This is a genomic window from Flexithrix dorotheae DSM 6795 (assembly GCF_000379765.1).
In the GTDB taxonomy this organism is placed as follows: domain Bacteria; phylum Bacteroidota; class Bacteroidia; order Cytophagales; family Flammeovirgaceae; genus Flexithrix; species Flexithrix dorotheae.
Map to the genome: position 1 here is coordinate 68,652 of NZ_KB903450.1, position 26,840 is coordinate 95,491.

At 34.6% G+C, this 26,840-nt stretch carries 26 protein-coding genes and 3 tRNA genes; 17 read left to right on the plus strand and 12 right to left on the minus strand.

Going from position 1 to position 26,840, the window contains the following annotated elements; all coding sequences use genetic code 11:
- Positions 1-107: 107 nt before the first annotated feature.
- Entirely contained in the window at positions 108-344 is a 237-nt protein-coding gene (locus A3EM_RS0120955) for an acyl carrier protein (RefSeq protein WP_020530212.1), read from the minus strand.
- Between the two features lie 79 nt (positions 345-423).
- On the opposite strand from A3EM_RS0120955, the gene A3EM_RS0120960 reads away from it, so the two are divergent.
- Positions 424-900, plus strand: a complete 477-nt coding sequence (locus A3EM_RS0120960) for an IPExxxVDY family protein (protein WP_157638005.1) — start codon at positions 424-426, stop codon at positions 898-900.
- Between the two features lies 1 nt (position 901).
- Here the strand turns inward: A3EM_RS0120960 and A3EM_RS0120965 are convergent, their stop codons facing one another.
- Positions 902-1,276, minus strand: coding sequence for a hypothetical protein (locus A3EM_RS0120965; protein ID WP_020530214.1), 375 nt, complete (start codon positions 1,274-1,276; stop codon positions 902-904).
- The gene (locus A3EM_RS43170; RefSeq protein WP_020530215.1) at positions 1,227-1,637 is read right to left on the minus strand and encodes a phage holin family protein; all 411 of its coding nucleotides are present in this window, start codon (positions 1,635-1,637) and stop codon (positions 1,227-1,229) included. Before A3EM_RS43170 ends, A3EM_RS0120965 begins: the two co-directional genes overlap by 50 nt.
- Before the next feature lie 167 nt (positions 1,638-1,804).
- Between A3EM_RS43170 and A3EM_RS0120975 the strand changes: the two genes are divergently transcribed.
- Entirely contained in the window at positions 1,805-2,701 is an 897-nt protein-coding gene (locus A3EM_RS0120975; protein ID WP_026210470.1) for a peptidylprolyl isomerase, read from the plus strand.
- A gap of 41 nt (positions 2,702-2,742) precedes the next feature.
- Here the strand turns inward: A3EM_RS0120975 and A3EM_RS48365 are convergent, their stop codons facing one another.
- Positions 2,743-2,865, minus strand: coding sequence for a hypothetical protein (locus tag A3EM_RS48365; protein WP_020530217.1), 123 nt, complete (start codon positions 2,863-2,865; stop codon positions 2,743-2,745).
- A 148-nt stretch (positions 2,866-3,013) separates the two neighbouring features.
- Positions 3,014-4,372: a sensor histidine kinase gene (locus A3EM_RS43175; RefSeq protein ID WP_083925285.1), complete on the minus strand. Its 1,359-nt coding sequence runs from the start codon at positions 4,370-4,372 to the stop codon at positions 3,014-3,016.
- A gap of 500 nt (positions 4,373-4,872) precedes the next feature.
- Between A3EM_RS43175 and A3EM_RS0121000 the strand changes: the two genes are divergently transcribed.
- The 3 genes from A3EM_RS0121000 (at position 4,873) to A3EM_RS0121015 (ending at position 7,435) form a co-directional block, all read left to right on the plus strand.
- Complete coding sequence (locus tag A3EM_RS0121000; protein WP_020530221.1) at positions 4,873-5,097, plus strand: hypothetical protein; 225 nt, start codon at positions 4,873-4,875, stop codon at positions 5,095-5,097.
- Between the two features lie 516 nt (positions 5,098-5,613).
- A complete protein-coding gene (locus tag A3EM_RS48460; protein ID WP_020530222.1) occupies positions 5,614-6,630 on the plus strand; it encodes a histidine kinase in 1,017 nt (338 codons plus the stop codon).
- A 46-nt stretch (positions 6,631-6,676) separates the two neighbouring features.
- Complete coding sequence (locus A3EM_RS0121015; protein WP_020530223.1) at positions 6,677-7,435, plus strand: LytR/AlgR family response regulator transcription factor; 759 nt, start codon at positions 6,677-6,679, stop codon at positions 7,433-7,435.
- 71 nt (positions 7,436-7,506) lie between these two features.
- Here A3EM_RS0121015 and sucD read toward each other — a convergent pair whose 3' ends face one another.
- Positions 7,507-8,391, minus strand: a complete 885-nt coding sequence (gene sucD / locus A3EM_RS0121020; RefSeq protein ID WP_020530224.1) for a succinate--CoA ligase subunit alpha — start codon at positions 8,389-8,391, stop codon at positions 7,507-7,509.
- Between the two features lie 336 nt (positions 8,392-8,727).
- Between sucD and A3EM_RS0121030 the strand changes: the two genes are divergently transcribed.
- Both A3EM_RS0121030 and dnaJ read left to right on the plus strand, forming a co-directional pair.
- Positions 8,728-9,336 carry a nucleotide exchange factor GrpE gene (locus A3EM_RS0121030; RefSeq protein ID WP_020530226.1) on the plus strand — a complete coding sequence of 203 codons (609 nt, stop codon included), beginning with the start codon at positions 8,728-8,730 and terminating at the stop codon, positions 9,334-9,336.
- Positions 9,337-9,429: 93 nt separating this feature from the next.
- Positions 9,430-10,572: a molecular chaperone DnaJ gene (gene dnaJ, locus A3EM_RS0121035; RefSeq protein ID WP_026210471.1), complete on the plus strand. Its 1,143-nt coding sequence runs from the start codon at positions 9,430-9,432 to the stop codon at positions 10,570-10,572.
- A 137-nt stretch (positions 10,573-10,709) separates the two neighbouring features.
- On the opposite strand, the gene A3EM_RS0121040 is transcribed toward dnaJ, so the two are convergent.
- A complete protein-coding gene (locus tag A3EM_RS0121040) occupies positions 10,710-11,294 on the minus strand; it encodes a hypothetical protein (protein ID WP_157638006.1) in 585 nt (194 codons plus the stop codon).
- A gap of 1,209 nt (positions 11,295-12,503) precedes the next feature.
- On the opposite strand from A3EM_RS0121040, the gene A3EM_RS0121055 reads away from it, so the two are divergent.
- From A3EM_RS0121055 to A3EM_RS0121085, 6 genes are all read left to right on the plus strand, one after another.
- Positions 12,504-12,576 (plus strand) — tRNA-Glu (locus A3EM_RS0121055).
- 41 nt (positions 12,577-12,617) lie between these two features.
- Positions 12,618-13,154: a dihydrofolate reductase family protein gene (locus tag A3EM_RS0121060; RefSeq protein WP_020530231.1), complete on the plus strand. Its 537-nt coding sequence runs from the start codon at positions 12,618-12,620 to the stop codon at positions 13,152-13,154.
- A 187-nt stretch (positions 13,155-13,341) separates the two neighbouring features.
- Positions 13,342-13,413 (plus strand) — tRNA-Asp (locus A3EM_RS0121070).
- A gap of 171 nt (positions 13,414-13,584) precedes the next feature.
- Positions 13,585-13,657: transfer RNA gene (locus A3EM_RS0121075), tRNA-Phe, on the plus strand.
- Positions 13,658-13,691: 34 nt separating this feature from the next.
- Entirely contained in the window at positions 13,692-14,198 is a 507-nt protein-coding gene (locus A3EM_RS46080) for a hypothetical protein (RefSeq protein WP_020530232.1), read from the plus strand.
- 199 nt (positions 14,199-14,397) lie between these two features.
- Complete coding sequence (locus A3EM_RS0121085; protein WP_020530233.1) at positions 14,398-14,901, plus strand: tetratricopeptide repeat protein; 504 nt, start codon at positions 14,398-14,400, stop codon at positions 14,899-14,901.
- A 58-nt stretch (positions 14,902-14,959) separates the two neighbouring features.
- On the opposite strand, the gene A3EM_RS0121090 is transcribed toward A3EM_RS0121085, so the two are convergent.
- Together A3EM_RS0121090 and A3EM_RS0121095 are read right to left on the minus strand one after the other, a co-directional pair.
- Positions 14,960-15,535, minus strand: coding sequence for a DUF1572 family protein (locus A3EM_RS0121090; RefSeq protein ID WP_020530234.1), 576 nt, complete (start codon positions 15,533-15,535; stop codon positions 14,960-14,962).
- 80 nt (positions 15,536-15,615) lie between these two features.
- A complete protein-coding gene (locus A3EM_RS0121095; protein WP_020530235.1) occupies positions 15,616-16,821 on the minus strand; it encodes a hypothetical protein in 1,206 nt (401 codons plus the stop codon).
- 299 nt (positions 16,822-17,120) lie between these two features.
- Between A3EM_RS0121095 and A3EM_RS0121100 the strand changes: the two genes are divergently transcribed.
- The 4 genes from A3EM_RS0121100 to A3EM_RS0121120 all read left to right on the plus strand — a co-directional run bounded on the left by A3EM_RS0121100 (position 17,121) and on the right by A3EM_RS0121120 (position 22,272).
- Positions 17,121-18,530 carry a Gfo/Idh/MocA family oxidoreductase gene (locus A3EM_RS0121100; RefSeq protein WP_026210472.1) on the plus strand — a complete coding sequence of 470 codons (1,410 nt, stop codon included), beginning with the start codon at positions 17,121-17,123 and terminating at the stop codon, positions 18,528-18,530.
- A 187-nt stretch (positions 18,531-18,717) separates the two neighbouring features.
- Positions 18,718-19,644 carry a malate dehydrogenase gene (mdh, locus tag A3EM_RS0121105; RefSeq protein WP_020530237.1) on the plus strand — a complete coding sequence of 309 codons (927 nt, stop codon included), beginning with the start codon at positions 18,718-18,720 and terminating at the stop codon, positions 19,642-19,644.
- 351 nt (positions 19,645-19,995) lie between these two features.
- Positions 19,996-21,555 (plus strand): TolC family protein, encoded by a 1,560-nt coding sequence (locus A3EM_RS0121110; protein WP_020530238.1) that lies wholly within the window; start codon positions 19,996-19,998, stop codon positions 21,553-21,555.
- A 165-nt stretch (positions 21,556-21,720) separates the two neighbouring features.
- Positions 21,721-22,272: a hypothetical protein gene (locus A3EM_RS0121120; protein ID WP_020530240.1), complete on the plus strand. Its 552-nt coding sequence runs from the start codon at positions 21,721-21,723 to the stop codon at positions 22,270-22,272.
- Positions 22,273-22,325: 53 nt separating this feature from the next.
- Here the strand turns inward: A3EM_RS0121120 and A3EM_RS0121125 are convergent, their stop codons facing one another.
- The 3 genes from A3EM_RS0121125 to A3EM_RS0121135 form a co-directional block, all read right to left on the minus strand.
- A complete protein-coding gene (locus A3EM_RS0121125) occupies positions 22,326-24,401 on the minus strand; it encodes a helix-hairpin-helix domain-containing protein (protein ID WP_020530241.1) in 2,076 nt (691 codons plus the stop codon).
- Positions 24,402-24,433: 32 nt separating this feature from the next.
- Positions 24,434-25,270, minus strand: a complete 837-nt coding sequence (locus tag A3EM_RS0121130; protein ID WP_020530242.1) for a PorV/PorQ family protein — start codon at positions 25,268-25,270, stop codon at positions 24,434-24,436.
- A 311-nt stretch (positions 25,271-25,581) separates the two neighbouring features.
- Complete coding sequence (locus A3EM_RS0121135) at positions 25,582-26,001, minus strand: hypothetical protein (protein WP_020530243.1); 420 nt, start codon at positions 25,999-26,001, stop codon at positions 25,582-25,584.
- Positions 26,002-26,840: the final 839 nt, after the last annotated feature.

The window sequence follows — 26,840 nt, forward strand, 5'->3', positions numbered from 1 at the left end:
TGGTTTGAATTACCCTACCGTTATAAAAAATCAGACCTGACAGGCATTTGATCTTACACAAATATAACCCTGCAGGTCTAAGAATGATCTAAGAAAAAATACCTATATTAACCAGCGTGTTCTTCTAAGTAACTTATAGCCTGGCCAACAGTGGCAATACTTTCAGCTTGATCATCAGGGATAGAAATGTTAAATTCTTTCTCAAATTCCATGATAAGTTCTACAGTATCTAGTGAGTCAGCACCAAGATCATTTGTAAAACTAGCCTCTGGAGTCACTTCTGATTCTTCAACCCCTAACTTATCAATTATAATTTTCTTTACTTTTTGAGCGATTTCTGACATAATCCTTCTACATTTATTTTATTAATCTGGTGCAAATAAATACATTAAAACCTTGAATGTCAAAAATTAAATTGGAAATTTGTCAATTACAATTGTCTCTGTAGATCAAAATGCTAATCCGGTAGGCACTATGCCCCATAAACTTCAGGTTTCATATAATTTTGACTTCGACCTTTTTGGAATAGTAAGCGTACAAAAAGGGTATAAAATGGCCTGGCTGTTGAATAAATTTCTGGGCATTTCATTGGTGAAAAATGAAAATTTCCGGATGGAATCAAATGAACACAAAAGATTTGAAATTCCTAACTATATTTTTAAAACAGAGAATAATACTTACAGGCTTATATGTAATAAATCTGCAGCGTATAAATATGCCCAGAAATACTCTATTGCTCCGGAACTCCAAAATATTGATTATTTTCTATTGATAGAGAATCAAACAGGACTGATTTCTCCAGATAAAATCCTAAATGTTATTCAGGACTTGTCTGAAGTACAATACGTATGTTCAATTGACTTGGAAACACTAAAGAGTCGAGAAAATTTCCTGTTTTAATTTAATCTTTATCCCTTTTTTTGGAAAGATTTTCAATAAACTCATTAAGGGCTTGCGTGAGTAAATTTAATATAAAGTTGGTGATGTGGTCTTTAATTTTTCTTACCATTAGAGACTCTGTCTTTTCAGTAACCACAATGGATTCCTTGCCCTTTTTATTTTTTGACTCAATAAGTTGAGTCGTGTTTTTTCTTGAATTCAGAAAAAGTTCAAGGAAGGCATAAGTCCCAAGGAGCACACCAGAGATAATCAGCACCTTTTTGCCTTTGTTCTCCACTTCCTTCACCACCGTATGGACATCTACCTTAATGGCTTCCTTATAGGTTTCAGCTTCCTTTTGCAGGGTCTTCTTCTGTTGAATTATTTCCTCTTTCAATTTTTTCTGATGATTTTAATTGATTTTCTAAAACTTTATCAATTCCTCCTTTTATACCATTTCTGTAATATAAAATTATGGCCAGCAATAGAAGGTAAAATAAGGCCACAATAAAGAAACCTGAATAACTAATTTGTAAAATGCTGCTGATTAAATAAGCGCATCCCAGGCTGATGAAAAGAACTGTAAAAGAAATAAAAATTAATACCAGGGAAACTAATATAAGAATGGTAAGTGCTGAGGCCACTCCTGTTCTTAGTTCTAACTGAATGATTTTAATGTAGGTTTCTATAAAACCAACAGCATTATCCAGAAGACGATTTATTGCCTTATTTTCAGTAACTGAATGCTTTTCTTCCACTTATCCCTTTAAATTTGTTCTTTAATTTTGCACTATTATAGCAAGTAATTAACAAATTACCAATTCCTGAAAAAGAAGGTGGGAAAACTCTATATATTTGGAATCCTTTTGCTAGAAGTTAAATAAAATTAAGCTGAAAATGCCAGCTTTTAGTCTATTATAAAATTATGATGAGAAAAATAGGAATGATATGCTTTGCCATTTCACTGGCTCTTATATCATGTAATACGAATGAAGAAAAAACAACTTTAGCTCCTTTAAAAGAAGGAGAGGATTATCTAATTACCATTTCAACCAGACTTGGCGATATGAAGGCGGTTTTGTATGACCAGACACCCCAGCACAAAGCCAATTTTGTGAAACTGGCCTCAGAAGGTTTTTTTGATGACCTTTTATTTCACAGGATTATTAAAGACTTTATGATTCAGGGGGGAGATCCGGATTCCAGAAATGCCGGCCCAGATAAAATGCTGGGTGGGGGTAGTCCTGGTTATAATATTCCTGCAGAATTTAATCAGGATTTAATTCATGAAAAAGGAGCCCTTTCCGCAGCAAGAAAAGGGGATCGGATTAACCCCAAAAAAGAATCGAATGGCAGTCAGTTTTTCATTGTTCAGGGAACCCCTTTCTCAAGGGAAGAACTAGCAGTGCAGAACACAGATATCAAGTCCCTGTTTGCACTTTTCGATTCATTGGTTAACATGGAGCAGTTTAATGACTTGAATGCCCAATACGGTGAATTGCAAATGGATGGGGATCGGGAAAAACTTTTCAAATTCATTTGGGAGCAGAAAGGAACTATTGAAAAACAATTTGGGGCTGAATTGGAAAAACCGATGACCGAAAAGCAAAAATCTACCTATACTTCGGTAGGAGGGTATCCTTCCCTTGATGGTGAATATACAGTATTTGGTAAGGTAGTATCAGGTTTGGAGGTTATAGATAAAATTGCTGATGTGGCCACACAACCAGGAGACAGACCTGTTGAAGATGTAAAAATGGAAGTTAAAGTGGAAGTTTTATCTAAAAAGGAAATTATGGATACTTACGGGGTGGAATATTAAGGAGGGAAAAAACTCCCTCCCTAAGTTTGAAATAGAATTTTCTATCGTCTGCTTTTTCTGGTAAAAGTGACCTTGAAAATAGTTTTATTTTCTTTATCCCGTATTTCCTGAGTTACTTTTCCTTCAATGGTTCTTGTAGATGAGTGAGTAATGGTTCTTTTCATAGTATTATAGTTTTGGTAGATAATGTAATAGGAATAGAAGAACGGACAACTAAACCTGTTCTATACAAAGAAAACTATAATTATTAATTAATAAATCCCGGAATAATCATATTTTGCTGGAGATTAACAATTATTAAAATTGTATCGCTTAATATACTTCAGCCAGTTGGGGTGATTCCTTCTCATTTTTAAATGGTTTTAATGAGAAAATAAACGTACTTCCGTTTTTGGGAGAACTTTCTGCCCAAATTTTCCCATTATTTTTTTCTACAAATTCTTTACACAGTATCAAACCAAGGCCAGAGCCTTTTTCATTGGCTGTCCCCACTTTACTGAAATGATTTTGAGCCGAGAATAATCTGGAAAGGTCCTCTTGTGACATCCCTACACCATCATCTTCCACTGCTATTTCTACCTGTCCATTTTTTTCTGTGGATTTTATATAAATATTACCATTTTCATTAGTGAATTTTATAGCGTTTGAAACCAAATTACGAATTATAATGATAGTCATTTCCTTATCTGCCCAAAGGTTTACCGAGGAGGAAGTCAGGTTATGGATATGGAGCTTTTTCTTGTCTGCCTGAGGGCTTAGAAGATCAATTATTTTTTGAACTGTGTAATATAAGTTTACCTGTTCTGGGTTAGCCTGAATGCCATTCATTTGAGTTTTGGTCCAGTGAAGCAGATTGTCCATCACATCTATTGTATTTTTTAACTTATCATTTAAATCGGAGGAAATGGTTCGAATCTGATCCGGGTTCAATCCATTTAACTGCAGCAATTCCAATACTCCCTGAAGGGAGTTTAACGGACTTCGCAAATCATGAGAAATGATCCCTAACATTTTGTCTTTTATGGAATTGAGTTCCACCAGTTCCTTTTTTTGCGCTTCTATTCTTTTCTGAAATTTTTCATTTATTCCCTGTAACAGGTACAAAAACATGGTAATTGTAATAAAAGTGATGGAGATGGTGGCCCTTAAAATGTCATATTTCCACACTACATAGGGTAGGTGACTAATATCAATTCCAAAAAGTAAGTGGATTTCATCGTAAAACAGCACACACAAACTACTGAAAATAAAGGAAAACCACATTAATTCGGAATCCTCATAATTAAATAGCACGTGAGGGAGAACTGCCATACATAGTATAAAAGCTCTTGGAGCCAACGCAACCATTAAATTGGCTTCAACCATATCTAATTTAGAAAATATAGAGGCCAAAGTGATGAGCAAAGTAGGTCCTACACACAAAAGAGTTCTGGAAAATCCTGTGTATTCCCAACGGTTGAGCAATGGAACCAGCAGAAAAATGAAAATGCAAAAACTGAAGTTTACAAAATGCTTGGGTAATGAAAATACTATGGTAGAAGCCAGGAAGAATAAAAAAGGGATGATCAATAAAATTGATAATTGATTTGCAAGGTATATACGCTTGTTTTTCCCTTCAGAATTGGCTGTTTTTACGCCCCAGTTACTTAATATATGCCAAAAGTGATTCATAGCCAAATTTTGTAAATAAATGTAAACTCTAAATTATAACAAGATGACATAAATGAAAGCGAAATGGTTTGGATTGATATAGTTTGGGGTAGACTCTACTTTGCTTTTGATGTAATTTTTGTTTAAAAAAATGAAGAAAACTTACAAAAAATTCTTTCAGAGAAAGTTTTTTTTGTGGATTTTAACATACATTTTTTAAACAAAACAGGGAAAAAAATCCTCAGAAAACACAGGATAAAAAAAGACAAAATTACAGAGTGTTTATCTTGTAAGTATTTGATAAAAAGTATGTTATTGTGTTTTTCGTAAAAAAATACCAAATAGGTTATTATTGGTATTTTAATTGCTTTTCCTGCCATACGTTTATTGGTCCTGACTAATTTTTTTGATGGGCATGTAATTTTAACATTACACAAGTAAGGTCGGGACTGTTTAAGAAATGTAATTAAAAATTGCTTTTAACATATTGCATACCAAATAATAACTAACAATTTATTCCTATGAAATTCAACAGCTTACCCCTGAATGCAAGAAAGTCAATTCTATTTCCAGAAGCTACGCTAATGTCGAGTAATGAAAATGAAGCTTTCAGAATATCATTTTTCAATTTCAAAGGGGGAATCTTCGAAGTTTGTTATGATGTGACTTCTGACGAAATTGAGGATATTCGCAGTATTGATGACAAAATTTTAGATAACAGTATGAAGGAATTTATTTTTTCCTAAGGGCTGGTATAAAATTTAACTATTTCGCTGCAATGGCTTACTGAGCGTTTGTTCGACTATGAAACTTCACTTCAGGATAAATTTCTATATAGCGCTGCTATTCAATAATTTTCTTGTCTTGTGAGAACCGAAAACCGAACGTTTTCCCCTGAAAATCAAAAGTATAAACATGCTCTGAACTTATTTCTACAAACAGAGTCAGGATAAGCCACAATAATTCGATCCGAATTCCACTTCGTCAGTTTAATGGAATGAAGTGGAATCCGGAATTTTAACCTGCCCTGTCATCCTATTTTCTTTATTGGTTTGCTTTTAATATATGAGCTGTGGGGAAACCAATTCAAGGTAATTGTTATCGTTTGATACCAACCATGCCCTTTTATAAAATGTTCACTTTTTCTTTTCGGGGCCTTTTTTAAAATTTTAAAATCCGCTTAGAATCACAGTCTCTTATTTCCATTAAAATAATTAAATTGCCTGTCGAATTAATTTTGAAAAAATAATACTGGCAAATCAGTGAGTAAAAAGTATAGTATCCTTTATGTGGATGATGAGCGTCAGAATCTAATATCCTTTAAGGCAACTTTTCGGGAAGATTATAATATTTTTATTGCCAACAGTGGAAAAGAAGGAATTGAGTTGCTGGAAAGAAAACCCATCGATTTGGTGATTAGTGATCAGAAAATGCCTGAGATGACCGGAGTAGAATTCTTTGAAAAGATCATCCCCAACCACCCTGATCCTATGAGAATTCTACTCACTGGGTACAGTGATATGCAGGCTATAATTGATTCTATAAATAAAGGTAAAATTTATTTTTATATCTCTAAACCCTGGAAAAGGGAAGAGCTAAAGCAATCAATTGAAAAAGCATTGGAGGCGTATGAATTGATGAAGGAAAACAAAGCGCTTTCAAGTGAAAAGGAAGCCCTATTGGTGAAAACCGAGCGTCAGGAAAAAGAAAATGTAATTGCTCAACTCGAAAACTTAAAAAATCAAGTCAACCCACATTTTTTGTTTAATGCCCTAAATGTATTATCCGCCCTGGTAGGGAAAGATGCAAAACTAGCCAGAAAATTTGTTCAAAAGTTATCCAGGGTTTATCGATACGCTCTGGAACATAAGGATCAGATTGTTGTTACCCTAAGTGATGAGATAAAATACATCAAAAACTATGTGTTTTTACAAAAAATTCGCTTTAATGAGGGGCTGGTAGTAGCTGATCAGATTGCAGAAGAAAAACTGAATTTGTATATTCCTCCATCGGCCGTTCAGCTTATTGTTGAAAATGCCATAAAGCATAATGTCATTTCCAGTGATAATCCACTTACAATTGAAATTTTTGTGGATGAGCATGATTTTCTAGTGGTGAAAAATAATTTGCAATTGAGGGAAGATAGCGTGCAATCCACTGGAGTAGGCCAGCAAAACCTATTAACAAGGTATCAGTATCTTTCCAATAAATCACCTGAATTCTATCAAAAAGATGGGTTTTTTTATTCAAAAATCCCTTTATTAGAACAGGAAATTTAATTGTGGGTAGATTTAAGAAATTAAAATAAATAAGCATAAGTAAAAAATGAAGGTTCTAATTGTTGAAGATGAACAACTGGCAGCTGACACGCTGGAAAGCATGTTGTTGGAGCTCAATTCAGAAATTGAGATATTGGATAAAATCGATTCCGTAAAAAAAGCAGTGAAGTGGCTTTCTGAAAATGAAGCAGATCTTTTATTTCTGGATATTCATCTGGCCGATGGAAAAAGCTTTTCTATTTTCGAAAAAGTGGATATCAAAACACCCATAATTTTTACAACTGCTTATGATCAATATGCAATAAAAGCCTTTAAGCTAAATAGTATTGCTTATTTATTAAAACCTATTGATGAGGAAGAACTGGAAGAAGCCCTGGAAAAATATGAAAGTTTAAAAACAAGTAGTTCGGGGGTTGATGTGGCTTCTATTTTAAGAGCAATTGATCAAAAGGAAGCTGCGTTTCAGAAAAGATTTATGGTGACTACGGGAGAGAAAATTAGATCAATTTTGATAGAGGAAGTGGCCTATTTTATGGGTGAAGACAAATATTTATACTTAATTACAAAGGATAACAAGAAATACATTATTGACTCTACTCTTACCAAACTTGAACAGTTATTGGACCCTGAACGGTTTTTTAGAATAAACAGAAAATTTACCATCAGTTTTGATTCTATCAAAGAAATGGTGGCTTATTCCAAGAGCCGGGTAAAAGTTGAGCTTGAGCCTCCTGCTCCATATGATTTAGAAGCTATAGTAAGTGTGGATAGGTCAGGTTCCTTTAAAAAATGGCTTAACAGGTAATTTTTATTTAATCAACTTCACAAAAAAAGCCTTTCAGAAATTTCTGAAAGGCTTTTTTTGGGCAGGAAAAATTATTTTCCCAATGCTTTTACCATGGTTTCTCCAATATCTGCCGGAGATACCGCTACATGAATACCACATTCTTCCATGATTTTCATTTTAGCAGCTGCAGTGTCATCTGCTCCGCCAATAATAGCACCGGCATGTCCCATTCTTCTGCCGGGAGGAGCTGTTTGTCCTGCGATAAACCCTACCACAGGTTTGTTGCCATATTTTGCACTGTTCTCTTTTACCCAATAGGCTGCTTCGGCTTCCATCTGGCCACCAATTTCACCTATCATGATAATTCCTTCAGTATCAGGATCTTTCATTAACATTTCTACAGCCTGCTTGGTGGTAGTCCCAATAATTGGATCACCGCCAATTCCTATACATGTGGACTGGCCAAGACCTGCTTTAGTGATTTGATCAACGGCTTCATAAGTAAGCGTACCTGATCTGGATACAATTCCTATTTTCCCAGGATTGTGAATGAAACCTGGCATAATACCTACTTTTGCTTGTCCTGGAGTAATTACACCTGGGCAATTTGGGCCAATCATCACCACATCTTTATCGCTTAAGTATTCCTTCACAGCGATCATATCTTTTGTAGGAATACCTTCAGTTATAGCTACAATAACTTTTATGCCTGATTCGGCAGCTTCCATAATGGCATCTGCTGCAAATGCAGGCGGTACAAAAATTACAGAAACATTGGCTCCCGTTTCTTTTACAGCATCCGCAACGGTATTAAAGACAGGCCTGTCTAAGTGTGTTTGTCCTCCCTTACCAGGAGTTACACCACCAACTACCTGTGTGCCATACTCTATCATTTGTTCAGCATGGAACGTGCCTTCCGACCCAGTAAAACCCTGGACTATAACTTTCGAATCTTTATTTACAAGAACACTCATTATTTGTAATTTTCAGTTTTTGGCAATTTTTTGGCAAAAATATAATTTTGATTCGGGAAATTAAACTGTTTAGGGGATTTAATATGAATGTTCATAAAAAAGCCTGGACCAGAAAATAGCCCCATGTATTTGAAGCAAGTAAAAAAATCCAGTTTAAAATGAGAATTTAGTTTCAATAGGGATACTTTTGCAAAAATGACAGAAAGGGAAGTTTGTACGGCTGACTTTAAATATTTTTATTCCTGATTTTGGAAGTAGTAAGCCAATTTGTCATAAAAAGATTGAAAGGCAAAAAAATTGAAAACCATATTCGTGATCTAAATTAAAATATTAAAAATGGGAAAGGATAAAGAAAAAGATCAAAAAGAAACTCAACAAGATACCGAAGTAGTAAACGAAAAGGAAGAGGTATCCGAACAAACAGAACCAAATACAGCATCAAACGAATCTGATTCTACATCTGAAAACCAAACTGTGGAGGAGGAACTTAGTGAATCAGAAAAACATGCAATTGAACTTGCAGAAGCCAAGGATAAATACCTTCGGTTATATTCTGAGTTTGAAAATTATAGAAGAAGGACTTCCAAAGAAAAAATGGATTTCCTTAAAACGGCCAATGAAGGTCTAATAAAAGAATTTTTGCCTATACTTGACGATTTTGAAAGAGCCCAAAATTCTTTTGGAGAAGAGGTAAAGGAAAATGATCCTGTGAGGGAAGGTTTTGAAATTATCTATAAAAAATTTAAAACTACACTGGATAAGCAGGGTTTGGTAGAAATTGAAAACCCTCAGGGAAAGGAATTTGATACAGAATTACATGAAGCTGTAACTCAATTTCCTGCACCAAGTGAAGACCTGAAAGGGAAAGTAATTGATCAGGTAGAAAAAGGTTATATTCTGGGGGAAAAGGTAATTCGATTTGCCAAAGTGGTAGTAGGTGCTTAATTCCCAATCCGAATATATTAAGTAAATTGAATTTATATACTGTTGGTAGAGGGTATTTACCACCAGTTTTTAAAACTGAATTATCAGCCAGAAATGGGTACAAAAAGAGATTATTATGACATCCTGGGGGTAAGCAAAAATGCAAGCCCTGAAGAGATAAAAAAGGCATATCGTAAAATTGCCATTAAATACCATCCTGATAAAAATCCGGGAGATAAGGAAGCGGAAGATAAATTTAAGGAAGCGGCTGAAGCTTATGAAGTGCTGAGTCATGCGGAGAAAAAACAACGCTATGATCAGTTTGGACACCAGGGGGTAGATGGAAATTTTGGTGGCGGAGGAATGAATATGGATGACATATTCTCAAGTTTTGGGGATATTTTCAGTGATTTCTTCGGTGGCGGAGGTGGAGGTGGAAGACAGGGATACAGCCGTGGGGTGAGAAGAGGAAAGGATTTGAGGGTAAGACTAAAGCTGAATTTGCAGGAAATTGCCAATGGAGTTGAAAAAACGATAAAGGTTCCAAGATATATTAGTTGTGACACCTGTGGGGGAAATGGTGCCAAAAATGGTTCTGCCCTGAAAACTTGTCATACTTGTAATGGAACTGGCCAGGTTAGGAAAATTATGAATACAATGCTTGGGCAGATGGTTTCTACCAGTACTTGTCCTACCTGTGAGGGAGAAGGTCAAATTGTGGAATCCAAATGTTCTGCTTGTCATGGTGAAGGAAGAATTCAAAAAGAGGAGGTAATAAAAGTACAGGTGCCTGCTGGTGTGACTGAAGGTGTTCAACTTTCTATGTCAGGTAAGGGGAATGTGCCGAAAAGAGGTGGAATGGCTGGTGATCTGATTATCGTCATTGAAGAGGTAGAGGATGATAATTTGAAAAGAGAGGGTGCTAATGTGCATTACCCTTTATATATCAGTTTTGCCGATGCAGCTTTAGGAACTACAGTTGAAGTTCCTACCATCAATGGAAAGGTGAAAATTCCAATTGCTGCAGGTACGCAAAGTGGAAAAGTATTGAGATTGAGAGGAAAGGGAATAAAAGAATTGAATGGATTTGGAACTGGTGATCAGTTGATCCATGTGAATGTGTGGACACCGACTTCTTTATCAAGTGAAGAAAAACAATTTTTTGAGAAATTTAGAGAATCGTCTAATTTCAAGCCCAAACCTGATAAATCTGAAAGAAATAGTATTTTCGATCGGGTTCGGGAATTCTTTGACTAGAACTGGATGACATTTATGAAAAAGCTCTGATGATAAATCAGGGCTTTTTTGGTTTAAATTTGAGCATTGATTTTCCCAAATTTAATTTACAAATGCCTTTTCATTTCTGTATTTTGTACCTTAAGTGAATTGGGTTTTTAATCCCTGATTTTTTTATCAAAATTTCTTCTTTCAAACCACCCTGGATTTGGTAGGCTATATTCTTTAAGAAGTTCATTATAATTTTCCATATCAATTTTATCTGTAAACTCTTTTAAATCCCCATAGTAGTTCATCAGTTTATTATGATTGTGTTTTAACCCTTTGGAGGAATTGAATGCAGAGAAAAACCATTTTTCACTAAATTCGAATTCTAGTTCTTTACCGTCACTAAATAACAAAACTTGGTAAAAACGTACCCCTTTAAAAATCAAGAATACCTTAGTGATATCTTTCCAAAAGTATACTTTTACTAATCCCTTTTTATTTTGAATGGAAAGTCCTTTACTATCCATTGTCAAATATTTCTTTGGGCTCAAAATAATATCTGACTTTTCAAAGAAAACAGCAACTGCTGTAGTGGCTAGTATCATTAAAAAAGCTTTTATAAGAGTCTTGTTGTCATCTCTGGCATCTGCCTGTTCTGCTCCGTATAAAAGAAATATGAATAAAAGGATTGCAATGGTGATTTGTAGCACTTTGAGTAAAATAAACGGCTTAAAATGTACTTGAATCTTACTCATGTTTTTAACAGGTATTCCCAAGTTTCTCCTAATATTGATATTTAAAAATCATCCATAAACTGCCTATTTTCAAAGATAACCATATTTGTTCTTTGAACCATTTTTAGTCACAAGTCTCGCTTTCGCTAAGACTGGTTTCTGTTGGGATGAAATTAATGCAAATATTGTAAATTCAGCCTAAAATGAATACTATCAATATCAATTCAAAAATTCACAGAGAGCACAAAGAGCCAAGGATCGCTATTATAAATTTGGAGGCTAAGAATGTCTTCCAAGTAATTTAAAAATTGGTCATACTTAGAAAATAAGATATGAAATGGATTTACTTTCAAGTTTTTAATTTTTTTTATAGGATTAACTTAATTCTCAAACCTTCTTTTGAAACAGAATTGAGTATGTCTGCTTTTTTTACAAGTTTATATTTCCCATCATTAATATTTTTATTTATCCAAGGGTTTTATTCTATCATTACTGGTATTACAGTTTATGACAGTCTAAACAATAGTCTCAATTTTATTTGTTTTATCATTTACTTGTTAATGACGATTTATGGTGAATATTTGGGTTGGTTTAAAAAAGAGTTACTTAAAAAAAAGCTAAATAACATAAATATAGGCTCGAAAAATATCGGGTTAATTAAAAATTCGATTATTATAATTTACTTAATAGCAGTTTTGGTATTTTTGATTGGAAATGAATTTTAGTAATAATCTGTATCAGGTACGAACCTTATCGAAAGCGGAACTTGTGACTAAAAACGAAACAAAGAATTTTAATCTTTTTTCAAAAAAAACTTGACACGAATAAATAATTCTGCCACATTTGCATCACATTTAAATAATTCAAGCAAAGAAAACATGATTTTATACACACTACATATAGCCTCGCCAAAGCGCAGTACCCAATTTGGGATTGAGGATTGGTGTGTATTATTTAGGTCTGGTCTAAAGCAATAATTTTATATATAAATTAACTGGAACCCAGACCCGAAAAGGTCTGGGTTTTTTGTTTTAAAGCAAAATTTCAAAACATGATTCAAAGATTTCAATACATATCAACTCTTTTCGCTCAAACAAGTGAGAACTGTGTGCCAGTAAATGGTATGGAGGATTTTATGTATTGGGTCGGGAAATACCGGAAACGGTATTAGCATATATTTTTCTAATAAAATGTAGCCCGGCCTTTATAAAAAGGTCGGGCTATTTTTTTGTCAGGTTCGTCTAATCGGCTAGGACACTACTCTTTCAAGGTAGAAACAGGGGTTCGAATCCCCTACCTGATACAACTGAGAAATAAATTTTTAACCAAAAAACAATAACCATAATGAGAAAAATTATCTATTACGTAGCGATTTCAATTGATGGATTTATTTCAGGAGAAAATGAAGATATCAGTGGGTTTGTGCAAACTGGTGACCTGGTGGATTATTACCGCAATGATCTGCAAAATTTTGATACGGTAATTATGGGTAGAAAGACTTACGAGTTTGGATATAAATTCGGATTGCAGCCTGGTCAGCCTGCTTATCCACACATGCGGCATTTTATATTTTCTGACCGCATGAAATTGGAAAATGCTGATGAAAAGGTGAAAGTATGCCGGATGGACCTGGAAAAAATTAAGGAATTGAAAAATGAAAAGGGAACTGCTATTTATCTGTGTGGAGGAGGGGAATTTGCCGGCTGGCTGTTGGAAAATGAAATGATTGATGAATTGAAACTAAAGGTGAATCCTTTAATTCTGAGTACCGGGGTGAAAATGTTTGGAAGTGCTAAAAAACAATATAAACTGGAATTATTGGCACAGCAGAATTTTGAAAACGGGCTTCAGGTCGATCAATATAAAGTAAATTATAAATAAATATTGCCGGGTAAGTACCAGTACTAATTTATATTGAGAATTACCATCTCATTATCAAATAGTTATGACAAAATTGAAGCCGTTTAATTTTGTTCGGTTTAAGTGGTACAATTGGGAGAACATCGGTTTTTGATGCCGAAAGCGCTGGATCGAAACCAGCCCCGGTTGCATGTCCAAAAGGAGGGCAGGTGTTGTAGTTCAGGGGTAGAATATCTCACTGTCTATGAGGAGGTCAGGGGTTCGATTCCCCTCAACACCGCAAGCTAAGGGAGGGGCAAAACGGGTGCCTCCTAAACCGGAGAATGGTTAAAGCCCATCAACAGCGCTCCGTTTGTGCTGTCATGTTTTTGGAAAAGCTCCGGTTTTTTTAGCCGGTTGTATAGCCAATGGAATTGGGTAACAGACAAATCCGGAGGCTTGCAACTGATTTGGAAGAGAAACTCATTTGGTAGAGTGCCTTGATAAAACTAAGGTGGTGACAGGTTCGATTCCTGTCTCTTCCACATTTTAAAAAATTAATTGAAATAACTAGAAACTATGGATAATTTAAAACAACTAAAACCTTCATTGAGAAAAAGACAAAAAAGAAGGGATAAAAGAATGAATGAAGAACTTATAGAATGCTACAGGTTAGGTTGGAGAGTGAAAACTCAAAAAGGTTACAATAAGAAAATGGTAGGGAAAGATTTTGAATTTTCCCCCAAACAGGAGAGTATTAAAATTAAAGGGGGAAATTCGAAAATGCTAAATGATAATCTTTCCCCTTTAATCAGATTTTTGGATAAGAGAGTAGGGAAATATTGGGATAAAGTTTATGCAGAACTTTGTGAAAAGATGGATAAAAATTCCCTATTGGGTCAACATTTGGAAAGTCATCTTTTTGATTTTGTGGCCACCAAAGTGGAGATCGAAAATAAAAAAGTCTACAAACTGGGCAACTTTGGAGGCCGAACGGAATTAGCTTCATTTTCAAGATGGCCAAGATTCTATGTCCATCCAAAAAGTAAAGTTTTGTTGAAAGCAAAAAAGAGAAAGATTTCATAAAAACGAATTTAAAACAGAAAAGAACCACAAATAGTAAGAAAAATTTTAGTGCGTAAATAGGGTACGTACTGACAATTTATATTTGAATATGATTGAATTGAAGCTCTTTTAGTTTGTTTGAATACAAAAACTTTCAGGGTAATTGATTTAAAATCAACCAGTTAAATTTAATATTTTTTTTAACCCAAACTTTAAAGCCATGACTTTAGAAACACTTGAAAAGTACGTGATCGATGCTGAGAGGGCTTTTGAAGAACAACTTTACCTTGAAGGTAAAAGTCATTTGGAAGAAGCATTGGCATTGGAGCCAGGCTATGGTAAAGCGCATAACCACATGGGTTGGTTATACCTTTTTCATTTGAAAGAATATGAAAAAGCAGAGCGCCATTTGAAACTGGCCTTAAAGTATTCTCCAAATTACAGTGCACCTTACATCCATATGTCTCATTTGTTATTCGATACGGGACGATTGGATGAACATGAAAACCTGATGATCAGGGCGCTCGATGTTCCCGGTGTACAAAAATCATTTGCCTACAATGAATTTGGAAGGTTGAATGAGGTAAGGGGAAACTACAGAATAGCTACCAAGTACTACGGTAAAGCCATCAGGTGGAGTTTGGATGACCAGGAAATCCAGGTTTTTAAGGACAACATCAGGAGGGTAAGAAGTAAAAGGTGGATGTTTATGTTTAGTTTTTAAGTGGCTGCATTTTATTATTTGTAGCAGTTGTCTTTACCTTTAAGCATACAGGCCGGGATTATTCCCGGTCTTTTTTCTTTTCCAAAAATTCTTCTGTGAAATGGGTTTTGGATTTTGGTTTGGCAAACTTTTCAGCATTATACTGCTTTGAGTTACCTTTGGGAATGGATAAACTTTTCCATGAATCAGCGGTTGTCATTTTTCCCAAAAAAATAATCTGACCAACATGAGAGGCATAATGGGCTAATTGTCTGTTTAATGCTTCTACTACCGTATGTCCCTGGTTCCTTATATATATAATATTTTCCAAATTGTCTGGAGTTAACTGATCAATGGCATTAAAAAGACAAGCCCAGCCCTCTTCCCATTTTTCAAGAATTTCCTTTCTGCTTGTCAAATCATTTTCAAATTCAGCATCTCTCTCCCGCCATGTTTTTTCTCCGTCAGCACTCAAAAAATCGGTCCATCGGGAAAGCATATTTCCCCATAAGTGTTTTACAATAGTGCCAATGCTGTTACTTTCCTCATTATATTGCCAGGTGAGTTTTTCATCTGGTATTTGGGTTATCGTTTGTTCTCCTAAATTTTTATAATAAGCAAATTGTTTTTTTATACTGTCCAGATAACATTCCATTTAAGATAGTTTTTAGGTGAGCTTTATTTTGTATTCTTTTAAAACCAGAAGCCAAAAAAGTTGGTTCGGCCTGAAAGTCGTTATTCCCACAAATTTTCCAGGTTTTTATCCAGCTGTTCAAACATCAATTGTTTTAGATTAAAATTGGTTCTCTCCATTCCTTTCACCTCAAAGAGACTTTTAAAACCTGTAGCATTTTCAGAGAGTTGATCTTCAAATTGTTTTAGCTTTTCAGGATTGGTGAAAAAATCTACTGTGGCAATATTCCCAATATCATGGTTACAAAGAAAAAAGAAAAAATTAACGTCATTGGTCCCTTTTATAAAACTGACCAGTGCATAATCAACTGTAGCCTGTTCCATTAATTCCTGATAGTATTTATAGGAAAAAAGCGTATCGTTTGTATTATCATAATATTTTAATCTCACTTCCTCGGAATCGAATGAAAACTGGAGTTGATCAGTAATTTTGGAAAGGTCACCTAGTGTTTTATAAGATCCAATGAAAATCACATTTCTGCCCTTTACATCGTCCCACAATGTTTCGCTGGCAAGTTGTAATTTAATTTCCTTTTGGTGAAGTGTAAAAATTGGCATCACTTTAAATAAACTAAAAGGACCCTGTTTGGTAAGATAAGTAAGCTTGGTTCGGTTTATTCCTTTGATTTTTTCCGGATTTTCTTTGAGGTAATTATCCAAATCCTCATCCGAGTTAATTCTGGTATCACGACTTACGCCTACCTGATCTGTGTATAATTGGGAGGTAAAAACATAATGATCCCCGATAATCATTAAAGTTGGTTTTTCACTATGGATAAACGATTCCCAAATATTACTTTTCTGGATATATCCTAGTGATTTTCCAGGTTGGGAAAAGAACCACCATCCTGTATTGGAAATAACCAATAAAATAATTGCTAGCCCTATGAAAATAATTTTGGACTCTGGAAACTTTTTCTTTTCTGGCTCATTGGACAAAAAATCAACTTTGTATTGTCCCTTTTTGATTTCAAAAATCAGATCATCCTCTTTACCTTCCTGCTCATAATATTCAGCCAGTTTTTTCCTGAGGTTATGTACATAAACCCTGATATTCGGATCTTGTCCGGCTGTATATTTCTTATTAAATACTTCGGCTCCAATGGTAAACTCTTTGGGGTTTTGCCCTTCAAGTGAGGATTTTACCAGATACTTTAATAAGCGCTGGTTGGTTTTTGACTTATTAAAAGTATCACTTTTTAAGACCTTTCTCAGGGAATTATTAATCTTTTCTTCTGCAGTATCCATTAAAGGTAAATCGAAATCAGGCAAATACCCTTTCTTTTGCTTGTTTTTGTAAAGTATTAATATTCAGATGATTATGATTTCATCTAAAGCTGTAAAATTAATTTATTTACCGTTAATGTACCGTTAAAACCTGTTTTAATTTCAAATTAACCCAATTTTAACCCAACTTCATGGCAGTGATTTAGGCTTTCATAAGAGTTGAATCTGATGGAATAAAGAGTTAAATTAAATCATCTAAAACCGATTCAAGGTAAGTAGCCGAAACAGAGTGTAATTACCAAAATAAATTGTAAAAAGAAATGAAAGAGAGAATCAATCGAAGGAACTTTTTAGTAACCTCAGGAATCGCCACTGCCGGAACGATGTTGTCAGGGCAGGTGGCTGGATCGTCTATTTTTGCACCAAAGAAAAAAACTAAGGTAGCCCTGGTAGGTACAGGAATCCGGGGAATTACTTTTTGGGGAAAAAGAGTGGCCCAAAATTATGGTGATGAACTGGAGTTTGTAGGGCTTTGTGACATCAATCCCGGCAGAGTGGAATTTGGTAAAAAGTATATTGGGGTAAATTGTAATACCTATACCGATTTCGAAAAAATGATAAATACCGAAAAACCGGATTTATTAATTGTCACCACAGTGGATTCCACTCATCACGAATACATTATAAAGGGTTTGAATATGGGCTTGAATGTAATTACAGAAAAACCCATGACTACTGATGAAGATAAATGTCAGCAAATTCTGGATGCTGAAAAGAAAACCGGGAAAAAAGTAATTGTAGGATTTAATTATAGATATGGAACACAATTTACTAAAATAAAGGAGCTGCTTGTAAATGAAAGAGTTGGGAAAATTACCTCAGTAGACTTTCACTGGTATTTGAATACTTATCATGGGGCTTCCTATTTTAGAAGATGGCATGGCCTGACAGATAAGGGAGGGACCTTACTTGTACACAAGTCAACACATCATTTCGATTTGTTAAATTGGTGGCTTGATTCTGATCCTGAAGAAGTGTTTGCCTATGGTGAATTAGAGCATTATGGGAAAAACAATTCTTTTAGAGGTAAAAACTGCCGTGATTGCAGCCTGAAAGATAAATGTGATTTTTATTATGACATCACAAAGGATAAAACCTATATGGATTTGTATGTAGCTAACGAAAAACACGATGGCTATATCAGAGACAATTGTCTGTGGAGAGAAGAAATTGATGTTTATGATAAAATGTCAGCCCAGATAAAATATGCAAATGGAGTGGTGGTAAATTATTCTCTTACCACTTATTCTCCATACGAAGGTTTAAGAATTGGATTTAATGGGATGAAAGGTCGGTTCGATTCATGGGAGGGAATTCCATGGCAACAGGGAGTGGAAGATCAGTCAAAATTACATGCGCAGGAGATGAGCCAGGGAAATAAGGAAAAACCTGAAGAGTTTGACGAAATTATGGTGATGGATAATTTTGGAGATTATGAATCGGTAAAAATTCCAAGAGTGAGAGGAGGCCATGGTGGAGGAGATAGCCGTTTACAGGATAAGATTTTTAAAGATCCTGATATGGCCGATCCTTACAGGCATGCAGCTGGCACCAGAGACGGGGCAATGTCCATTTTAGTGGGAATAGCCGCCAGAAAAAGTATTGAAACAGGTAAGCCAGTAAAAATTGCAGACCTTACCGATATTAAACCAATGGCGAAAAGGCCTTAGTGTTTTGATTTTCAGTAGTTTGAAAGCAGGTTTTTTACAAGGCCTGCTTTTTTGTTTTTTATGCCTTAATTCAAGCAAACGTTTCCGGGGATGAAACCAAATAATACCTTCTATTTAATTGGAGAAAGGCGATTACTGTAGTATATTCGCAAGCGAAATCAAACGCTAAATTAAAATCCTTTAACCCATGAAAGTAACAGTAGTAGGAGCAGGAAATGTAGGTGCAACTTGTGCCGATGTTTTGGCTTACAGAGAAGTGGCCAATGAAGTTGTTTTACTTGACATAAAAGAAGGGGTTGCCGAGGGTAAGTCCCTGGATATCTGGCAAAAAGCTCCAATTAACCTTTATGATACACGTACCATAGGTTCTACCAATGATTATACTAAAACTGCAGGATCAGATGTAGTAGTAATTACTTCAGGACTTCCAAGAAAACCTGGAATGTCCAGAGATGATTTAATTAGTACCAATGCTAAAATTGTAAATTCGGTAACTGAAAATGTAGTAAAACATTCTCCTGATGCCATCATAATAATCGTTTCAAATCCTTTGGACGTAATGACTTATGCGGCTCATATCAAATCTGGCTTGCCTAGAACCAAAGTGATGGGAATGGCAGGTATCCTGGATACTGCAAGATACAGAGCATTTTTAGCTGAGGCATTAGATGTTTCTCCAAAAGATATTCAGGCTGTTTTAATGGGTGGACACGGTGATACTATGGTGCCACTTCCAAGATATACTACAGTTGGTGGTATTCCGGTAACTGAATTAATTGATGCTGATAAACTGGAAGCCATTGTACAAAGAACTAAAACAGGAGGAGGGGAATTAGTAAAATTAATGGGTACTTCTGCCTGGTATGCTCCTGGTTCTGCTGCTGCTCAAATGGTAGAAGCAATTGTAAAAGATCAGAAAAGAGTATTCCCGGTTTGTGTGAAACTTGAAGGAGAATATGGCATTGATGATGCATACCTTGGAGTTCCTGTAGTATTAGGAAAAAATGGAATCGAAAAAGTAATTGAGCTTCAGCTGGATGAAAGCGAAAAAGAATTACTTGAAACTTCAAGAGGCCATGTGAAAGCTGTAATGGATGTGTTAGATAAAATGTAATTCTAAAAAGGATTTAGTTCCTTTTTATATAAATATTAGAAATCCATCTGGAATGTTAATTTTCGGATGGATTTTTTTATGGCCAATTTTAATGTCCCGTTTTATTATTAGGTGATTTCCCCTAAAGTAATGCTTAAACCAAAAATATTCCATTGATCAAACAATTGATGACAATAATCTCTTCCCTAACTATATTTGTTTCTCAGAAGAATTTTTAGAATTAACCGGATATTAGCGAAGTGATTTAAATTTTTTGTTTAGAAGCGAAAATGATCAGTTTATGGTTCTCAGGAAATAGAAAAAAGCAGGAATAGCAGTGCTATTGCTTAGTTTTTCTATGAACTGAGGTTCATGAAATGTACATTTACAGCCAAAAGGAATAAGTTTAAACCACTTCAGATATACTTTTTAGCCTTCGTGCTTAACCAACCTGAAAAAATGACTCATTTCAAAAAGATTATTTTAATTACATTAAGCTGGTTTATAGCAAATTTTTCCTTTGCCCAGGAGCAGTGGGATTTAGAAAAATGTGTGGACTATGCCATTGAAAATAACCTGACCATTCAACAGGTTAAACTGGATATAGATGCAAATGAAGTTGCACTTACCCAATCGAAGCACGAAATGTTGCCCAACTTAAATGGATTCGCAAGCCATGATTATAATTGGGGTAGATCGTTTGATGTATATACCAATGAACCAGTTAATGCGCGTGTTCGCTCCAATAACTTTGGAGTCAGTTCTTCATGGGTAATTTTTAGTGGAATGAGTGTTCAGAATACAATTAAGCAGAATAAGTTAAACCTGGAGGCAAGTAAATTAAACCTGGAAGACCAGGAGAATTTTCTGATGCTCAGTGTGGTTAATGCATATCTAAGAATTTTAATGGCCAGGGAAAATCTGAAAGTAGCGGAAAGTCGGGTAAGTAATTCAGAAGAACAAATAGCTCAAACCAGAAAACTGGTGGATGCAGGGGTGTTGCCAGAAACGAATTTATTTGATTTACTTTCCCAATTAGCCACTGAGGAATTGCAAGTGGTAAATGCAGAAAATGATATTAATTTCAATACTTTACAATTGAAACAATTGCTGCAAATTGAAGATGCCAAACCTTTCCAGGTTTTTGTTCCCGATTCCATACCAGATCCTGATGAGAATTTAGTACTTCAACCGGTAAAAGAAATTTATGATTATGCGGAAAGTACCCAGCCTAATATTATTAGTGCTGATAAATCAGTGGAGAGTTCAGAAGTAGGTATTGATATAGCCAAAAGTAATTTTTTACCTTCTCTTTCTTTTAGAGCTGGAATCAATACTTTTTATTCAAGTGCACAAGCCACACAGATCGAAAGAGACATAACCACGGGAACCGCACCAATTGGATATTTCGAATTACCTCCAGAATTATCTCCAACTGGTGATTTAATCCAATGGCCTGTGCTTAGCGATAATGTTCCGATTTCATCCGAATTTGTAGAATCTGAATTTGGTTTCAGAGATCAATTACAGGAAAGTTTAAGAAAAAGTGTTGGGTTTTCCTTAAATATCCCCATCTACAACAGGCACATGGTACGTTCAGCGGTGAACAATGCTAAAATTCAAAATGAAAGGGCAAGACTGCAGGCTAAAATTGTCCGAAATGAATTAAGGCAAACTATTGAACAAGCTAATCTGGATGTCATTTCTGCGGGAAAATCATTTTCAGCTAACCAAAGGAGAGTTCATGCATTAACAGAAACCTTTAGAGTTACAGAACAAAGATATACCCTGGGTTCCTCCAATATTACAGATCTGAATATTGCAAAAAATAACCTGAGTATAGCTGAAGCGGATTTAATTACCTCTAAATACCAATATATTTTCAAAATGAAGATTCTTGATTTTTACCTTGGGAAGGAAATTAAGTTATAAGAGGGTTTCCATGATAAGAATTTTTACAGAGCCAGGATTTTATTCTGGTTTTTTTTATTCGGGAATTCTAAATATTCTAATCAAGTTTATTTCTATCGAATATTTTTATATTTGCATCGTCCCGGTTTTTGAGGTTCAAGCAACCAAATCATTAAAAAATCAATTATGATTTGTATTAAGGTGTTTCCCGAAAACACGGTTTTGTTTTTGAATATTAATAAAATATTGATGCAGCGGATTTTATCAGTTTTGTTGTTTTTGTTTCTAGTAAATATTTCTGGTGCTTTTGCGCAGAAGTTTCTGGTTTTGGATAAGTATGGGAAGAAAAGAATTAAACTGTCCGTTGGAGATGAAATTTATTTTAAGCAAAAAGAAAATAAGTCATTATATCATGACTATATAAGAGGTTTTGGAGATTCTACCATAACCATTGCCAGCCGTGATATTGAAATGCAAATGGACGAATTCGATGCTTTTTATTTTAAAAATCATGCTGCCATTTATGCCAGCACTGGTACAGCATTTATCGGAGGAGGATTTTTATTTGCCTCACTGGTTCATCCCCTGGTCAGTAATCCTTTTTATAATCAACAGGAATCATTGGTGATTGGAGCAACATTCATTGGAACCTCATTAATTTTTAAGGCCCTGAAATGGAAAAAATTTAAAGTAAATAAAAATGCCAGAGTAAGAGTCTTGGATACTACCTTTAGATGAGGTAACCAACCCGGAAATTGGAAAGAGAATTTTTCGAAAACTTTGAAACCTGTTTAAATTTTATACCTTATTTGAAATTTTATTTCAGATTTTTTTCTCCCTTCAATTTCCTCTAAACCACTACCTATTTTTTTCGTGTTGCTGTACATAGTATAGGAATATTTCACCCAGCAATCAATCTTGCTAGAGGCTTTCATACTAAATATATAATAGTTCCGGGCTCCCGATCCAAAATAAGCCGGAATTGAAAATGAGCCTAATACGTCCTTTTCATAAACATACTGACGGTTTTCATAGTCTGCGTCAAAAATGGCGAATCGGGTTCCCAGTTTAAATCTTTCCCATCTAAAATTAATATCCTGTATAAATGCATATCCAGTTTCTTTCGCTAATTGTTTATAGAAACTAAGCTGGATTCTTGATTTAAGAGAAATATGTTCGTTTACTTTATAATCCACATTTCCCCAATAATTTATTTTAGAAGTCGGGACTACAAAGTCGGTCTTGGTTAAATTATCCTTTAGGTTTTTCCCTTTCCTTTCAAATCTGATTTGAGCAAAAATTTTAATTGCCCTTTTAGGTAAATGTGAAATGCGAAAGAGAAACTCGTTTCCACTTGATGGGGCATCAACCTGGTATTTGAGCCATGGGAATTTAAACTGATCAGCATAGGCAGTAATTAACCATTTTTTTGATGGGCGAATTTTTAATCCCATATAAATCCCGCTTTCATTTATATTTTTATAATTTTCTCCAAAAGCAGACCCAAAAAAGGAATGGAAGTTTTTCTGATAATTTCTCAGCAACAGAGAAAACTCAATTTCTTTAGATAAACTACTAATAAGACCAGCAATTAATCCTTTCCCCCCACTTTTAGAAAGTGCAGCCTCTCCAAAAAAATAAAAATTTTGCCAGCCGTAATTTAAATTAAAGCCCAGGTTATAATTATCTATTCCCCTAAATTCAAACTGATTGTAATCTTTCAGGGGCTTAGAATAATTTCTGTCATATTGTGAATATATTCCTGTTATGCCAATTTCAAGACTCTCCTTTTTAAAAGAAGCAATCCCTCCGGCCACTTGTTGGAAAATATTCGATTTTTTATCTAGCTCCTTTTGAGTTCTGTGAAATCCATTATCTATGATTGAGCTAAATTCCTGGCTGTTATCCGAAAGTGAATCGGAGGATAAATTTACTGGGTTTCCATCAATGTGCTTTCTGGAATAAAAGGTGGTAAATAAAAAATGAGGATTGATTTGGATTGAAGAGGCGATCCCTCTAAAAAAACCACTTTCCACCACACTATTATAGGGAAGGATTCCTAAAGAGCTTCTTCTGGTGGTTGTTATTGTTTCGGAGCCTTTTCCAAGCTGAAAACCTCCACCTAGTAAAAGGCTTTGGCCGTGTTGAATTCTATAATCCCCTATTACCAATGATTTCAAGTTGCCCTTATTGAAAATAGCTGCGTGAAAAGATAAAAACTCAGGGCCTTTATTATTGATAAACATTTTTTCGCCCGGGTCTTTTTCTGTTGTGATACAAAAACTAAAGTCTCGAGGCCGGCTTATTTTATATCTCAAATATAATTTATCGGGAGAACCAAGATATCTGTTTTCAAGAGGCTGATCTTTATGAAAACCCTTTTTAGTTTCAAGTGTTTTTGCAAATCTAAACAGGATTGTGTGATTTTCTTCGCTTTTTATCCTTTCAAAAAATGATTGGTTCCCTTCCCTAAATGCACTTTTTTTAACCTGAATAAATGGTAATATCAAATTGATTGTTTCCAGATCAAAATTTTCAATTGATTGAAGCTCATACTCATTAATCAATTCTCCATATTTTTCAATATGATGGAAAAAACTTTTTATCTGGATTTCAGATAGAATAAAAAGACTTGAAAGCTCTTCTCTAGTGGTTTTATTTAAGTCAATGGGGTTTTTATAAAAATCCAGCATAGCTCCGTAAATATCCTCAAAATTTCCATCCTCCTGCTGTGAAGCTAAATTTTGTATGAGCTCTTCTGCGTTTAAATCCTTTAATCCTGATTGGCACAATGCCGGTAAGGAAAAACCAAAGACTATTGTGAATAGATAAATAAATTTTAGGGAAGATTGAATTAAGGCAACCATAGGAGAAGAATTCACATGGGAAAAAGAGGCAGTTAATTAGCAGGTTTTGAATTCTTTTTCAGTAAAAACTCCATAGATAAATTGTGAGACAAGCCTAAAACAGCATGGTTATTCAGTCCATAATCAAATTTTAGTCTTTTCATACAAAAGCCAAATCCGAAATAATTCTTAAAAGTTTCTGAATTTATCCCAGTCCTGATAAATAAAGCTTTTGAGATTTGGTATTCCAATCCAAATTTCAAATATGGTTTTTGGTGTATAAATTTCTCAGCCTCTAAATTTATCATTAAAATATCCAGTGGCCTGTAGGAAATCCCCAGGGTAAGAAAAGAAGGATACACTTCCTCCTGATCTTTTGAAATTTTGGTTTGAGATATATTAAATAATTGAGCTCCTAGCCAGAATTTTTTAGATAATTGAGTGATTACCCCACAATCAAATGTTGGTATAATTTTATTACCCCAACCTTCCACGTGATGTTGAATAAGGTTTCCCCGAAACCCAAGGCTTGCTCCGGCTAATTCATGTGCAAATCCAAGTGAAACTTTTTGCTTATTTAGGAGCGAGTTACCATATTTTTGGATACCAATCCCAATACTTCCTGCTCTGAAAGGACTGACAAAACCTGCCGAAATTGTCCTGAATGCTTTTATTCCAAATAAATCCTGAAATCCAATTATAGGAGAGATATTTTTCTGGTTGGAAATTCCAGCTATATTGTTGAATAATCCCCACGAATCGTGAATGGTTGCCATAGTATTTGCCATTCCACCAGCCCTTCCCCCAGATTCAGAAAGAAGTTCTTGAGGAAAAGATCGGAAGTATGCAAATAATATTAGGCAAATTGTAGTGATTAACTGTTTTTTCATAGTCACAAAAGGACAATGAAAAGGGAAAATTATAGCTGAAAAGAAATTGAGGATGTAATTAAAAACATCCAAATGGAAAAATAAAAGTGAGATTATGAGGAGTTTGGATACGCTATTACAGTATTTATTTGAAAATATCAGTGATAAATTTGGGTTTTTGCGCTAAAATAGGATTGTAAAAACTATAATTTATGGAGAAGTCGGTATTTTTTGCGGGTGTATGAAATTTTAGTTTCTTTTCATTAAAATTGAATAGAAAGAGAATGATTCATATTATTCCTTAAGTGAATTTAAGTTTTTAAATATTCAGTTTAATGTGATCCATCTTGATGGTCTTCATCCTCTTTTTTAAGTTTTAATATTATTTCCTGGTTTTCGGAAAATTTTAGTTTGAGTTTATTTTTAAACCTGGTAATCATTTTTTTTCCTTTACTGCCAATCAAATCCAATTTTTCAATTTCCATGGCTTCAAATATTTCAAAGAAAGTTTGGTAATCCTTAGAAGGGCCAAACTCTAAAAAGAGGTCAAGGGTATTATTTTCTATTTCCTCCCAATTTTTTTTGTGGTTATTTTCATAATTGAATGACCAAAAAATTTGGTCACCATTCTCAAATTTTTTTAAAATGAGCTCAACTTTATTTTTTTGTGAGGGATTAATTGTTCCATCAATTCTAAGAATGGCAAAAATCAGCTCACCAAAAGCTTCATATATTTTCTCTTTGTTTATCATTTTTTAATTCATTCAAAAAAAAAATTAAGATTAAGACTAAAATCTTTGATCCATTTATAATTTTAATCCCGACCTTTTAGATACATAATATACTAATTACAACCCAAAGGGAAATACTTTCCTTAAAATTAAACTTGATTTCTGCCGCAATTATTTATTAATAAGACTTAGTTTATCTCATTCAGCAAGCAAATGGATGTTGGTATTATACTGTATCAAATCAATTTACTTTTAAACGGATCACCATTTTTACAGGTGTTGCAATAATTTTTCATTTGTAAGATGTTGGTAATGAGGTTATTGTGTATTTTTTAAGATTTTTTTCAAAAAATAATGGTATAATGTATTGGAATTAAAGGGTGAGTGATTACCTTTGCACTCGCTTTCAGGGAAACGTCACTGAGAGAGAGGTAAGAAAAGAGGGGAAAATGGAGGTATTTTGAAGTGTTTTAGGTGGGGGTTGGGAGTTGAGGAATAGGCTTTAAAAGGCTTTAAAAAATTTCTCAAAAAAGTTGAAAAAACATTTGGTAGATATAAAAAGTTTATCGATGTTTGCACACCGAAATCGAGAGGGGTTAGAGAGGAGAGAGGGTGTAGTTAAGTAGGTGGTATTGAGGGGTTTAGGAGTTATTTTTTTATTCGAAAGAGAGTAAAAAAAAAGTTTTAAAAAAGTTGAAATTTAATTTGGAGTTAACAAAAAGTTTAGCGTACTTTGCACTCCGATTTAGAAATAAGAAGAAGGGGATTTGGTAGCGGGGATAAGCATGCAGATGCTCAATAGCAAAAGTGCTATAAAGTTCTTTGAAATGATGTAAGAATGCAGTAGGTAAGAAAGAAGT